This window comes from Pediococcus pentosaceus ATCC 25745 (assembly GCF_000014505.1).
Lineage (GTDB): Bacteria > Bacillota > Bacilli > Lactobacillales > Lactobacillaceae > Pediococcus > Pediococcus pentosaceus.
Genome location: NC_008525.1, coordinates 1765170 through 1778197, shown reverse-complemented (window position 1 = coordinate 1778197; position 13028 = coordinate 1765170). Strand labels below are relative to the sequence as shown.

The 13028-nt window shown below is 37.3% G+C and carries 11 protein-coding genes and 1 tRNA gene; 9 read left to right on the top strand and 3 right to left on the bottom strand.

The annotated features are described in order from the left end of the window. The first annotated feature begins 33 nt into the window (after nucleotides 1-33). On the top strand, nucleotides 34-408 hold the full coding sequence (locus tag PEPE_RS08745) for a nuclear transport factor 2 family protein (protein ID WP_011673893.1): 375 nt from the start codon (nucleotides 34-36) through the stop codon (nucleotides 406-408). Between the two features lie 123 nt (nucleotides 409-531). Here the strand turns inward: PEPE_RS08745 and PEPE_RS08740 are convergent. Then, nucleotides 532-604: transfer RNA gene (locus tag PEPE_RS08740), tRNA-Lys, on the bottom strand. Between the two features lie 244 nt (nucleotides 605-848). Here PEPE_RS08740 and yycF point away from each other — a divergent pair. The 6 genes from yycF (at nucleotide 849) to PEPE_RS08710 (ending at nucleotide 7967) form a co-directional block, all read left to right on the top strand. Beyond that, nucleotides 849-1550: a response regulator YycF gene (gene yycF / locus PEPE_RS08735; RefSeq protein WP_002834282.1), complete on the top strand. Its 702-nt coding sequence runs from the start codon at nucleotides 849-851 to the stop codon at nucleotides 1548-1550. 25 nt (nucleotides 1551-1575) lie between these two features. Beyond that, a complete protein-coding gene (walK, locus tag PEPE_RS08730) occupies nucleotides 1576-3423 on the top strand; it encodes a cell wall metabolism sensor histidine kinase WalK (RefSeq protein ID WP_011673892.1) in 1848 nt (615 codons plus the stop codon). Beyond that, nucleotides 3423-4718: a YycH family regulatory protein gene (locus PEPE_RS08725; protein ID WP_011673891.1), complete on the top strand. Its 1296-nt coding sequence runs from the start codon at nucleotides 3423-3425 to the stop codon at nucleotides 4716-4718. The genes walK and PEPE_RS08725 overlap by 1 nt, the downstream gene beginning before the upstream one ends. A gap of 11 nt (nucleotides 4719-4729) precedes the next feature. After that, nucleotides 4730-5728 (top strand): two-component system regulatory protein YycI, encoded by a 999-nt coding sequence (locus tag PEPE_RS08720; RefSeq protein ID WP_011673890.1) that lies wholly within the window; start codon nucleotides 4730-4732, stop codon nucleotides 5726-5728. 72 nt (nucleotides 5729-5800) lie between these two features. Continuing rightward, nucleotides 5801-6604 carry an MBL fold metallo-hydrolase gene (locus PEPE_RS08715; protein ID WP_011673889.1) on the top strand — a complete coding sequence of 268 codons (804 nt, stop codon included), beginning with the start codon at nucleotides 5801-5803 and terminating at the stop codon, nucleotides 6602-6604. Between the two features lie 112 nt (nucleotides 6605-6716). Then, on the top strand, nucleotides 6717-7967 hold the full coding sequence (locus PEPE_RS08710; protein WP_011673888.1) for a S1C family serine protease: 1251 nt from the start codon (nucleotides 6717-6719) through the stop codon (nucleotides 7965-7967). A gap of 52 nt (nucleotides 7968-8019) precedes the next feature. Here PEPE_RS08710 and PEPE_RS08705 read toward each other — a convergent pair whose 3' ends face one another. After that, nucleotides 8020-9462, bottom strand: coding sequence for an MFS transporter (locus PEPE_RS08705; RefSeq protein WP_011673887.1), 1443 nt, complete (start codon nucleotides 9460-9462; stop codon nucleotides 8020-8022). Nucleotides 9463-10141: 679 nt separating this feature from the next. On the opposite strand from PEPE_RS08705, the gene PEPE_RS08700 reads away from it, so the two are divergent. Further along, nucleotides 10142-11344, top strand: a complete 1203-nt coding sequence (locus PEPE_RS08700) for a GGDEF domain-containing protein (RefSeq protein WP_011673886.1) — start codon at nucleotides 10142-10144, stop codon at nucleotides 11342-11344. Continuing rightward, nucleotides 11341-12066: an EAL domain-containing protein gene (locus PEPE_RS08695; RefSeq protein ID WP_011673885.1), complete on the top strand. Its 726-nt coding sequence runs from the start codon at nucleotides 11341-11343 to the stop codon at nucleotides 12064-12066. Before PEPE_RS08700 ends, PEPE_RS08695 begins: the two co-directional genes overlap by 4 nt. 51 nt (nucleotides 12067-12117) lie before the next feature. Here PEPE_RS08695 and PEPE_RS08690 read toward each other — a convergent pair whose 3' ends face one another. Further along, nucleotides 12118-12954, bottom strand: a complete 837-nt coding sequence (locus tag PEPE_RS08690; RefSeq protein ID WP_011673884.1) for a manganese catalase family protein — start codon at nucleotides 12952-12954, stop codon at nucleotides 12118-12120. Between the last annotated feature and the right edge of the window lie 74 nt (nucleotides 12955-13028).

Sequence of the window (13028 nt, the reverse complement as noted above, 5' to 3'; positions counted from 1 at the left end):
TATAGGATAGAAAGATATCAAAGGAGTAAATCTATGACAAAAGATGAAGAACAAATTGTTCAACTATACCGAGCTGAAAATGAAGCAATGGTGAAAAAAGATATAAGTCGACTAGATATGATTTTAGGCGATCGAATGACTTTAACGCATATGACGGGATACGTGCAACCTAAACTGGAATGGATCGATCAGATACAAAATGAAGAAATGCAGTACTTGGAGTCCAAAGAAGAAGCTATCAAAGATATTCGAGTTGAAGGAAATTTGGGACAATTAACGGGCCAAAATTTAGTAACCGCCAAAATCTGGGGCGGATCGAAGGACGTTTGGCCTCTTCAAATGAAAATGTATTTTGAGAAGAACAATGGGCGATGGGTAATTAGTAAGCAGGTAGCTAGTACGTATTAAAAGTAGAAAAATAGGTATGAAAAAAACAGTGGAAAAGATTATCCACTGTTTTTTAGTGCACAAAAAAATCAGTAACCACGGCTTTACGCTGCGTGACTACTGATTAGTGTGTCGTGTGTTTGATGGGTGGTCAGGGGATCGAACCCTGGACCCACGGATTAAGAGTCCGTTGCTCTGCCAGCTGAGCTAACCACCCATATAATTAATATGTATCAACTCGACTTAAATATAGTATCATGAAAAATAGGGGCTGGCAATACTTTTTTTAAAAAAATTTCGAAAAAAATTAAAAAAATGCAAAAACGATTTAAATCGTGCTACAGATAGCGTTTCCGATTGATTTTAGTGTATATGTTATAATTAACCAAGATTAATGGATTGGACCATTTTTATCAGGAATGCATACCTGATGGCAGATAAATCTTCCAAGGAGGGCTAACATGCCAAAGATTTTAGTAGTAGATGATGAAAAACCGATTTCTGACATAGTTAAGTTTAATTTAGATAAAGAAGGATACGATGTAGTTACTGCATATGATGGTGAGGAAGCTCTTGCCCAAGTCGAAGAAGAAAAGCCCGACTTGATTCTGCTTGATTTGATGTTACCAAAAATTGATGGATTAGAGGTTGCGCGCCAAGTAAGAGCAAAACATAATATTCCAATCATCATGGTAACAGCTAAGGATTCAGAATTAGACAAGGTTGTTGGACTTGAGCTTGGTGCGGATGATTACGTTACTAAGCCATTTTCTAACCGTGAACTAGTGGCGCGGGTAAAAGCCAACCTTCGTCGTCAGGATCAATTGCAACAAGATGATGAGACTGTTAAAAATAATATTAAAATTGGACCTTTAGTGATTAATTCAGATTCATACTCAGTGACTCGTGATGGGATGCAATTAGATTTGACCCATCGTGAATTTGAACTTTTACATTATTTGGCTCAACATACGGGCCAAGTGATGACTCGTGAACATCTTCTTCAAACGGTTTGGGGATATGATTATTTTGGGGACGTTCGTACAGTGGATGTTACCGTACGTCGTTTGCGCGAAAAAATTGAAGAAACCCCAGGAAACCCTCAAATTTTGGTTACACGTCGTGGAGTGGGATACTATTTACGTAATCCAGAAAATGATTAATTAATTCAGGATTTTTGGAGACTAAATGAATAAACGAACGAATTTTTTCAAATCAATTAACTTTAAAATAGCTCTAGTGTTTGCAATGTTGCTAGTCGTAACGTTGGAAGTCGTTGGAGTTATTTTTGTGCGACAACTTGAAACACAAAACTTGAATCAATTTAAAACTCAAGTTCAACTACAACCTTATGTTGAAAATGAGATTAGTACGCAATTAGAACGTGCTAATACGAAGAGCGCTAACTCACAAATATCCGATATCATTGGAAACATCAATAATCAAAATATCACGGAAATTCGAGTGATTGATGCCAAGGGTGTTATTCGGGGAACGAGTAATAGTACTAACCAGAATATTGTTGGTCAAAAGACAACGGATCGCAATGTTAAGGATGTAATCTACAATACGCGAACCTATCAACAAGTTTCGTACAATAAAACCACTAACACGCGTTATTTTGTTTCAATTGTTCCTTTAATTAACACTGCAGGAGCAACCAACAACTTGACGGGTGTTGTTTATATACGCGCTAATCTAGAATCGGTATATCAGAATGTTAATAATATTACGTTAATTTTCGTAGTAGCTGCTTTAATTGCGATTACAATTGGACTAATTTTAGCCGTTTTAATTTCCCGAGCGATTACCCGTCCCATCGAAGAAATGCGGCAACGAACGATTCAAATCGCCCGTGGAGATTATTCTGGTCAGGTTCAGATTTATGGTGATGATGAACTTGGCCAACTAGCAGAAGCTGTTAATGAACTTTCTGTACGGGTAGAAGAATCTCAGGAATCGACTGAATCTGAACGGCGGCGTCTTGATTCCGTCTTGGGCTATATGACTGATGGGGTGCTGGCGACAGATCGACGCGGACGAATAACCATCGTTAATGAAATGGCAACGGATTTCTTGAATCTTGAGAATGACCAAATCGTTGGGAAATCAATTTTAGACATTCTCGATTTACGAGGAACGTTTACTTTACGGGACTTACTTGAAAATCAAGAGCAGGTTGTTTTAGATCTTTCCGATGATGACCAAGATTTAATTTTACATGCTTCATTTGCCTTAATTCAGCGTGAATCAGGCTTTATTAGTGGTCTGGTTTGTGTTTTACATGATGTTACTGAACAGCAAAAAATTGATCAAGACCGAAAACGATTTGTTTCTAACGTTTCGCATGAATTGCGGACACCTTTGACTAGTATGAAGAGTTATATTGAAGCATTGGTTGAAGGAGCCTGGAAAGATCCAGAAGTGGCCCCTAATTTCTTGAAGGTTACGCAAGAAGAAACGGATCGAATGATGCGGATGATTAATGATTTACTAAATTTATCACGTATGGATTTAGGAACGGCTAGATTGGAACGTGAATATGTTAACCTAAATGAATTATTCAACCATATTTTGGACCGTTTCGATATGATTCTGAAAAATAGTGATAAACCAGATAAAAATTACTCTATTAAACGCGACTTTACGCGTCGTGATATTTGGGTTGAAGTTGATACAGATAAAATTCAACAAGTATTGGATAATATCATGAATAATGCGATTAAATATTCTCCAGATGGGGGGATTATTACCTGTCGGCTATTAGAGACCCACAATCACGTGATTATGAGTATTACAGATCAAGGTTTGGGAATTCCAAAGGATTCAATTAGCCACATTTTCGATCGTTTTTACCGCGTGGATAAGGCTCGTTCACGGGCTCAAGGTGGTACTGGTTTGGGATTGGCGATTTCAAAAGAAGTTATCCAACTTCATGGTGGTCGAATTTGGGTCGAAAGTCGCGAAGGTGAAGGATCTACCTTCTACATTTCACTTCCATATGAACCCTTTGAGGAAGGAGATACTTGGGAATAATGAAAGATACTAAAACGCGTAAAATTGTCCGACATGTCATTTTATTAATATTAGCGCTAACTAGCATCGTGCTTTCATGGGTAATTTGGACTAACCCGGCTCGGTATGAACGCGCTAAGCAGGTTTCCAGTGAAAAAGTACAATCAAACCAGGTTAACCGGGATAAAGGCGATGTTATCTTACCAACGCAGGTTATCTATACCAAGGGAGAACAACAAGAATTGATTAATAATTCTAAAAGTAGCCTTCCCAAGGCAGCTGTTAAAGAAATTTCGAGTTGGAAACTATCAAACATAACTCGGGTTTCAAGAGGTAATAAAGAACGTTTTTTGGATTATGCTACGTTAAGTCACAGTTTGATGCTGAAATATCCAAGTAATATCACTGGGAAAATTTTCAATAGTATTTATGATCAAAAGTTAAATACAAACGCTGAAATTAGCCAAATTGTAGTTAACGTGAATAAACCAAACGAGTTTTTCCTGTTAAATGATGCGACTTATGACGTTTACCAAGCTAAAGCTTCTAAACAAGATTTAAAGCAGTTACGCAAATTGATTAAGCAGAGTGATAGTCAGTATAAAGTGAAAGAAACCATCATGAATCATAATCTGATTAATGATTATCAAACTGCAATTAAGGTACCTTATTATAGTTTTTCAGTTAATAAAGAGAGCAGTAGCGTCTTCACTGCCAACTTGTTAACAAATACTGATGCAGATTCAATTGATACGAAGAAAACTAAAGATGGTACAGAATATGTCTCAAATGATACAACCAAACGTTTACTGATTAAAAACAATGGTTTTGTGACATTTAATAATGCCAGCAAAGCTAATGATACTGAAGAAAGCTTAAAGCGAAATCTAGAATTGAGCTTTTATCAGATGAAACAACTAGGGGTACAAGTGGACAACATGCGCTATTTCAATTTCCATGAAAATAATCATGAAATCGAATTTAGAGATTTTGTAGAAGGCTTCCCGATCTTCAATGCAGACGGTCTGGATACGATTAAAGTCGCTCACCAAGCAAAACAAACCACGACCTCATTTTCAATCTATAATCTTGACGTTCCAGTTCCCACATCAAAGAGTGACAAGGAGCTACCAAGTACGCAAGATATGTTGGATGAATTAAAATATAGCGGAATTAATACTGATAAAATTGAAGACATTGATATTGGATATGAACGTCCAAGTACAACTAAAGCTAATTCAACGGTTGAACTTGAACCAACCTGGTTTATCAAGTACCATGGCGACTGGACGTCATATCGCGATTTAGTTAGCTAAGGAGGAACAAAATGGATTTCAGAAGAATCGAAGTCATCTTTATTGTTGTATTCGCTATTTTGAATGCCTATTTATTTGGTTCCTACTGGCAATATCAATTAGAAGCTGGGACGACTTCATCGTCGAATTCAAGCGAAAATTCGACGATACTGAAGGAAATGAGAAACGACCAGATTACTTATATGCCTCTTTCAAATAAAAAAATGAACGGTTACTATGCAAGTGCGACAGTCGACACATCTTTAAAGGATAATATTAAACGTCTCACTGACCAAAGCGCACGAGTAGTTGATAATTACGTTGAAAGTACTTTGAATGAGGAACTTACGGTCGATCCTAAAAAACCGCAAAAAGTACTTAATACATTCGTCAAGAATCGCTACAACATCGTTTATGGCTCTGAATACCAGTACAACCCTAATTTAAGTACCAGTGTCCAAGTAGTTTATACGCAGATGATTGATGGACACCCCGTCTATTCCAAGGCTGGAAAGCTAACTTTTTATGTTAATGCTAGCAATGAAGTTACTGGTTATACGCAAGGACATTTGGTAAATGAGAAACAACTGCGAGAAAAGAGCGAACTGATTAGTCAAACTCGAGCAGTAACGTGGCTATATCAATATAATGAAATTCAAAATGATTCCAAGGTGGAATGGGCCGATTTAGGTTATACAAATTTACTTACCACCGATAACGGAGTAGTATATGTTCCGACATGGGTAATCGGAATTAAGAGTAAGAGTAGCACTGGTATTCAAGTGAAAAGAATTAATGCTTTTTCAGGGGTCTTGATCAAAAAGGACCATGAAGTAACCACAGAGTCCTCGACGCAAGCAAGTGGTAGTACTGCAGCGAGTGATGATAGCAGTAATGTTTCAAGCACGGAAACTTCTGAGTCGGAGGCAACGAGTGCTAGTAGTGATGTGTCTAGTACAACCAACTCAACCAGTCCAGCAAAGACAGAAGCTGGGGTAGAAGCTACAACTAGTACGAGCACCACATATTAAGTTGGTTACGAACTTCATTTGAAGTTCAATTTTTGCATCAATTTAAGTTAAATTAAGTAGGAAGGTCTAGAAATGAGCGAAGATGGTTTGAAAGTTAGCGTACTCGCAAGTGGCAGTACGGGAAATGTAACATATATTGAAACGCCAGAACGAAAAGTCTTGGTGGATGCTGGACTAAGTGGTAAAAAAATCGCAGGTTTAATGGACAGCGTCGGACGCGATATTAGCGAGGTTGATTCACTTTTTGTTACCCATGAACATTCGGATCATATCCAAAGTGTGGGAGTATTAGCTCGAAAATATGGAATTGATATCTATGCTAACCAAGGAACTTGGGATGCCATCGGTGGTAAAATTGGCAAAGTTCCAACTGAGCAAAAATTCATTTTTGATCCTAATACTACTAAGTCTCTAGATGACCTCGATATTGAAAGTTTTTCAGTTTCACATGATGCAGCTGAACCTCAGTTTTATGAATTCCACCATGCGGGTAAATCATTTGTAATTTTAACAGATACGGGTTATGTTTCTGATCGAATTGCTGGAACTATTAGGAACGCAGATGGTTATCTTTTTGAAGTTAATCATGATACTGAGATGCTACGAATGGGTGGTTATCCATGGCCTTTGAAACAAAGAATTATGGGGGACCACGGGCATTTGTCTAATGAAGATGGTGCCAACGCTCTAATGGACGTGATTGGTAATCGAACTAAAAAAATCTACTTAGGTCATTTAAGCCTCCATAATAATATGAAAGAATTAGCGCATCTAACAGTAACTTCCATGATGCAAAATCACGATTTAGCGGTTGGACACGATTTCGAAATTTTAGATACTGACCACAAAATTGCGGATCCTTTAACTTTAATTTAATAAAAATTTCAAATTTTTGAGGACTAAATTCACATAACCATCGTATTTACCATGTACAATAAATTTAAAATAAATTTTGTATGAGGGGGGAGCGGGAAATCCGCGCATTCTTATGAAAACAAACAAATTAGTCATTGTTGCAGCCATTGCGGGCCTACTGGGTGGGGGTGTTGCTTATGGTGGGGCGAGCTTCATTCATAACCAGATGGAATCATCTAGTACAGCAGTACCAACGGGCTCAAATACCACAGGAACAACCAAGACTAGTAATGTTAAAGTTAACGTAAGTAGTCAATCATCCAAAGCATTCTCTACAATTAAGGATTCAGTGGTTTCAGTGATTAACCTACAAAAGGCTAATACTAATGATTCTGACAGTATCATTAGCTCAATTTTTGGAAACGAATCGAGTTCTTCTAGCAAATCATCAAGTAGCTCTTCAGAATTAGAGACCGCCTCAGAAGGATCTGGAGTTATCTATAAAAAGAGTGGTGACACAGCCTATATTGTAACGAATAACCATGTAGTAAGTGGCTCAAGTTCACTTGAGATTATTATGAGCAATGGTAAAAAACTTCCTGCTAAGATTGTGGGAACAGATAGTGTAACGGATTTGGCCGTGTTGAAGATTAATTCATCAGCAGTTACCACCGTTGCTAGCTTTGGTAATTCCGATAACATTAAAGTTGGTGAAACAGCCTTGGCAATTGGATCACCATTAGGATCAGAATATGCTACCTCACTAACCCAAGGAATTATTTCGGCTAAGAAACGAACGGTGGAAACTACCACTGAAAATGGACAGAATAATGGAGAAGCAACTGTTATTCAGACGGATGCAGCCATCAATGCCGGAAATTCTGGCGGCCCACTAATTAACTTAGCTGGCCAAGTAATCGGAATTAATTCGATGAAACTCTCTGCTAGTGGGAGTGATTCTACTACAGTAGAGGGAATGGGATTTGCAATTCCTTCAAATGAAGTAGTAACCATTATTGATCAACTGGTTAAGAATGGTAAAATCACACGTCCTGCGCTGGGTGTCGCTTTAGTCGATTTGACCCAAGTTTCATCTACACAGCAAAAATCAATCCTTAAACTACCTTCTAATGTAACGGACGGGACCGTATTGATGCAAGTTAATAATGGTCCAGCCAAAACAGCAGGTTTGAAGAAATACGATGTTATTACTAAGATTGATGATAAGGCAATTACTGATACAGCCGGACTTCGTGAGGCACTATACAAGCACAAGATTAATGATAAAATCACGGTGGGCTATTATCGTGATGGCAAGTATAAAACAACAGTAGTGACATTGACTAAGACAAGTACAACAACATCATCTACTACTACAAAATAAAAAAGCTGGAGCATCTAGGTGAAATTAACCAACCTAAAATGCTTCCAGCTTTTTATTTTTGACGGCGCAACAAACGATATCCGGTGATTAGGGTAGCAATTAAACAAACACCAAAGGAAACGGTAAAAGCTACATGCATTCCAGCAATAAAAATTTCAGGATGCCCCGGTACAACTGAAGTGACACTATGTCCAGCGATATGGCTCATTGCGGAAAATAATACAGTGGTTGCAAACGAAATTCCAACAACCATTCCGAGATTTCGAGCTAATGAATTAATTCCACCAGCAATGCCCAAGTCTTTAGGTTCAACGGAGCCCATTACAAGTGCATTGTTGGGAGCTTGGAAAATACCATTTCCCAACCCGTTTAAACCGATAAAAATCATGAAAAGCCATAAAGGAGTTGCCAAATTAGTGACGATGTAGCCTAATTGAGCGGCTAAAATAATGAGTAATCCAACAAAAGTTAATTTTTCAGATCCGATTTTATCTGAAATAGCACCGGCTACTGGCGCTGTCACAACATTGATCAGTGGATAAATCATCAAGGTATATCCAGCATAATTAGCAGGCAAACCAAGTGTATTCTCTAAGTAAAATGGAGAAATAACGTTAAAGAAAAATCCAGTAATGAAAATTAAGAAGGCACAGATAATACTGAGGGTAAAACGCATATTTTTGAAAATATATAAAGCTAAAATGGGTGTTTCAACGTGTAATTCCACATATAAAAAAGTGCCCAAGGCGATTAAGGCAACGAACAACATTGTTAGAATCAGTGGCTGGGTAAAACCGACTTCCTGTCCCATAGAAATACCAACGAATAGGGTAATCATCGTGATGGCAAATAAGATCGTACCAGGTTTGTCGATTTTTTGATGAGTCATAATTACATCTTTGGGAAGAATTTTATGACCAACTAAAATGGCTAATAATCCAATGGGAACGTTGATCCAGAAAATATATCCCCAGTTAAAATGGGCTAGAATTAATCCCCCAATTCCAGGCCCAGCAATACTACCAAGGGCGACAAATGAACCAATCATTCCTAAAGCCCGGCCACGCTCTTGGGCGGGGAAAACTTCAGTAATGATGCCATTATTAGTGCTCATCGTCATAGCGGCCCCTACAGCTTGAATAATGCGAGCAATCAATAGGAATGTTAAACCAGTATTAAATCCGCATAGAAGTGATCCTATGGTAAATAACATGGTACCAATTTTAAAGACCCGTATTTTTCCATGAGCGTCCCCCAATTTTCCAAATAAGAGTAAGAGAGTACAGATAACAATGAGGTAAATGGAAACGACCCATTCAGCCTTATTCATAGGAACATTCATAGGAACATGCATAGTACTACTCATGACCGGCAACGCAATATTAACAATGCTACCATCTAAAGTCGACATGAAAGTAAAACTACATACGGCAATTAAAATCCACCACCGATGTTTTTGGATTTCTGGATTATTAACAAAAGATGTTGATTCCATAATTAATTTGTTCTCCTTTGAGGTAATCACTTAAAATTAAGCTAAAAGTTTAATTTAAGTAATTAAACGCTAGTAATATTTTAGTATATATATCGCCTAGTCAGATTACAACTTAGGGCAGAGATGAAGAAAGGATTTTTTGGGGATAAATATAAGAAACATCGTTCTGATTGGAAATCATAATATTTAAAATTAATTATTAATGATAATAGATATTTTTTATACACTTAAAAAGTTGTATACTATATAAAAAGATGTATGTACAAATTTTAAACACCCTTGTTGGATTGTTTTCTAAAAATGGATATGCTATTCTTTTATAAGCTACGAAAAATGAAATTCCGTTTACTTTGGAGATATAGATAGCGTATTCAAGTCTATTATTTAGTCCAAAGGGTAATGATTTTATGAAATGTAATGAAGCAAGGACGAATGCACTAGATGGTGTTATGTCGTTCTTGTTTTCATCTGAAATACTTGGATGAAATTGCATTGCAGTCGTTTAAATATCCAAGTCCATACAAAAAACGGGGTGGAAAATACAAAATTGAAAGTTGATTTAAGCAATTTTGAGCATTACTTAACAAGAAAAGGACTTCAGTGTTAAAAGTATACCTATTTTTGAGGAATAGTAAATTGTTCAGAGAATAGGGGATATGGAGTAGTAAAGGAAAAACTTATGGAAAATACTGTAATGAATACAATCATATATTGGGCAAAAGGTTTTTTTAGTTTTAATACGGTAGTTATTGCGGCAATTACGGTCGGAGTATTATTCATGTTAGCTGCAGGTACCTACGTAGTTGAGATGAATATGGATAAAACAAAAACAAGTTCAACACTCATTGAAGAACTACTATGGGGTGTTGGTCTAACAATCGCGATGGTTTTCTTACAAAACGTGTTTACTCATTTGTACTCAACAATTGCTAGTAGTGAGTTAGGTTGGGAATACTCAACTGCTCAGTTTGTGGTGCTATTCTACTGCCTATATATTGTTCATAGAAAAGTCGTACTGTGGTTTAATATTATTTTACCCATGTATGTATACGGGTTAGGGATAGTACGTGGACAAATTGGATTTGATATTGCTCCTATTTTAGCAATCTTGGTAATTATCTTAATTTCATACACAATCTACCAGCAAAATGACACTTTGATTGATGAGAATGTTAAATATTACAGTACGTTAATTATGTTTGGATTAGCTTGGTGGTTTGTACTTAAGGATATTCATCATCTAACTATCGTCGATATTATATGCTTGACCCTGGAATTTTTAATCGCAATGTCAATCGTCCATTTTGGTAACAAAAAAGTCAGAATGATCATGAAGCAGTATTTAAACTTGATGCAGGAAGTAGATACTGATGCGTTAACAGGGGTTTATAACCGTAATAGCTTCAATAAGGTTGTGAAAGGCGTATTCGAATTTTATTCTAATAATGATGCACCATTAACCATGGTAATGTTTGATATTGATCATTTTAAACAATTTAATGACCAATACGGTCATCAAGTTGGAGATAAAGTTTTAAGGTTGGTTGCGGATCGTTTTTCATATGAACTTGTAGATCGTAAAGCTCATGGTCAACTATTCCGGGTTGGCGGGGAAGAATTCGCCATTATTTTTCGAGGCCGTACTGCGGATGATTGTGAAAAAATTGTAAGAGCCATCCGCGATGATTTGGTAAAAGAAACAATTAGGGTTAATAATCATGATCGAATTGGAATTAAAGTTTCAATCGGTATTTCTCAATTAAGAGATGATGATTTTGATTTCCAAACATTCTACAAACGTGTGGATGATTATTTGTATCAATCTAAGAGAAACAAACGTAATAGTATTACGGTTGAGGGAAAGGTGGCCTCGCTAAATTGAGCGAACTTGAACAAAAATTAGAAGGAATTTGCTTCTATGAACAACCGATTTTTTTGATAGATGCGGCCGAAAAGGAAGAAAAAAAGGTCATCGGGAGCGAATTACTACTTAGAAAAACTGGTGGAGAGAATCGTTTCCCCGCAATGCTATATAAGGAATACATGCGTGATGATGCATCAAATTTAGTTTTTTGTACATGGTTAGTTAAAAACATCATTGAGATTATTAACGATAATCCTGGTATCCAATATAGCTTTAACCTCGACCCGCAGCAACTATTATATGATTCTACGTTTGAAGCAATGAAAGGTTTAATTCCTTATTGTGATCGGGTGATGATTGAAGTTACGGAAAGTATCCCTAGTAACCGTGATATTGACCAATATTTCAATTATTCTGTACGAGATCAAATTAAGAGAATCCATGAAATGGGCTTCAGTGTTGCAGTTGATGATGTTTCTAGTGGAATGAATAGTTTTAATGCCGTTCGTGAATACACGCAGGATATTGATCGTCTCAAGCTATCACTAATTCAACTACGTAATGTAGAAGAAGGGATGATTACAGTTACAATTTCTTTATGGAAAGCACTAGCTGCAAGTACTGGAATTGATCTTGTAATTGAAGGGATTGATAGTCTTGAAGTTAGTAAATGGCTCTTAGAAAATGGTTTAGAAAAACAGCAAGGTTACTATTTCGCAACCCCAAGAAAATTAAAATAAAAGCTTAAAAAAGCGAAAAAATCAGTTATGATTTTTTCGCTTTTCGCTTATTTAAATTTCTGATTTATTTTCAGAGGTTCCATACATTTTAGGAGAAACGGGTTTTAGATTAGGAGCCGAACCTTCTACTTTTGGTTCGTCATACCAGTGGTATTCACCTTCGCCATCCAAAGCCTCTCCACTGGCCCATGGCCCGGTACTACTCTCATCTCCTTGAGAGAAGTTGTAGAAATCGTAAGCAATGTCTTTACGTTCTTTATCCCGAGGGAAAGTCGTCGGTACTAACATTGAACCCTCTTTTTCTTCGAGTTCTTTAACCGCACTAGCCCAGAGATTTTGGTGATAACTGTCACGAGCTAGTAGGACAGAAAGTAAGTCTTTAACACCTTGGTCGTCAATCATCTCATAGATTCGAGCAACTTGGAGTCGACCTTGGGATTCAGCATTGAGGTTAGCACGAAAATCGGCAAGTAGGTTACCACTAGCAATAATGTAGGCACCACTCCAAGGGTTACCAACGCTGTCAGCAGGGCGAGGGCCTAAACCGGCAACAATAGCATGTTGGGGGTTCATTCCAGAGATGATGGCTCCAACTGTGGGATTCGCTTGCATAGCAGCTTGTTGGTCGGCGATGGGAGCATCTTCTAAAAGTCGTGCCACCATGGTAGCCAACATTTCGACGTGGCCAATTTCTTCAGTGGCGATATCCATTATCATATCTTTATACTTTTCTTCTCCTCGGCAACTCCAGCCTTGGAAAAGATATTGCATGGCCACACTCATTTCACCATATTGTCCCCCAATTAATTCTTGAAGGTACTTAGCAACGATTGGATCTGGGCGATCTGGTTTTGCTTCAAACTGTAGTTCCTTTTGATGTTTAAACATTATACAATCCCTCCTTTTGTGGTTCAGATATTAAAGGTTTTATTGATATAGCTCAAATAAAATGCTTACATTTA

Bases quoted from the DNA above. Each gene is read 5' to 3' on its own strand.
- PEPE_RS08705 (WP_011673887.1), bottom strand. From the start codon at position 9,462: ATGGAATCAACATCTTTTGTTAATAATCCAGAAATCCAAAAACATCGG.
- PEPE_RS08725 (WP_011673891.1), top strand. From the start codon at position 3,423: ATGAAAGATACTAAAACGCGTAAAATTGTCCGACATGTCATTTTATTA.
- PEPE_RS08745 (WP_011673893.1), top strand. From the start codon at position 34: ATGACAAAAGATGAAGAACAAATTGTTCAACTATACCGAGCTGAAAAT.
- PEPE_RS08720 (WP_011673890.1), top strand. From the start codon at position 4,730: ATGGATTTCAGAAGAATCGAAGTCATCTTTATTGTTGTATTCGCTATT.
- yycF (WP_002834282.1), top strand. From the start codon at position 849: ATGCCAAAGATTTTAGTAGTAGATGATGAAAAACCGATTTCTGACATA.
- PEPE_RS08715 (WP_011673889.1), top strand. From the start codon at position 5,801: ATGAGCGAAGATGGTTTGAAAGTTAGCGTACTCGCAAGTGGCAGTACG.
- PEPE_RS08700 (WP_011673886.1), top strand. From the start codon at position 10,142: ATGGAAAATACTGTAATGAATACAATCATATATTGGGCAAAAGGTTTT.
- PEPE_RS08690 (WP_011673884.1), bottom strand. From the start codon at position 12,954: ATGTTTAAACATCAAAAGGAACTACAGTTTGAAGCAAAACCAGATCGC.
- walK (WP_011673892.1), top strand. From the start codon at position 1,576: ATGAATAAACGAACGAATTTTTTCAAATCAATTAACTTTAAAATAGCT.
- PEPE_RS08710 (WP_011673888.1), top strand. From the start codon at position 6,717: ATGAAAACAAACAAATTAGTCATTGTTGCAGCCATTGCGGGCCTACTG.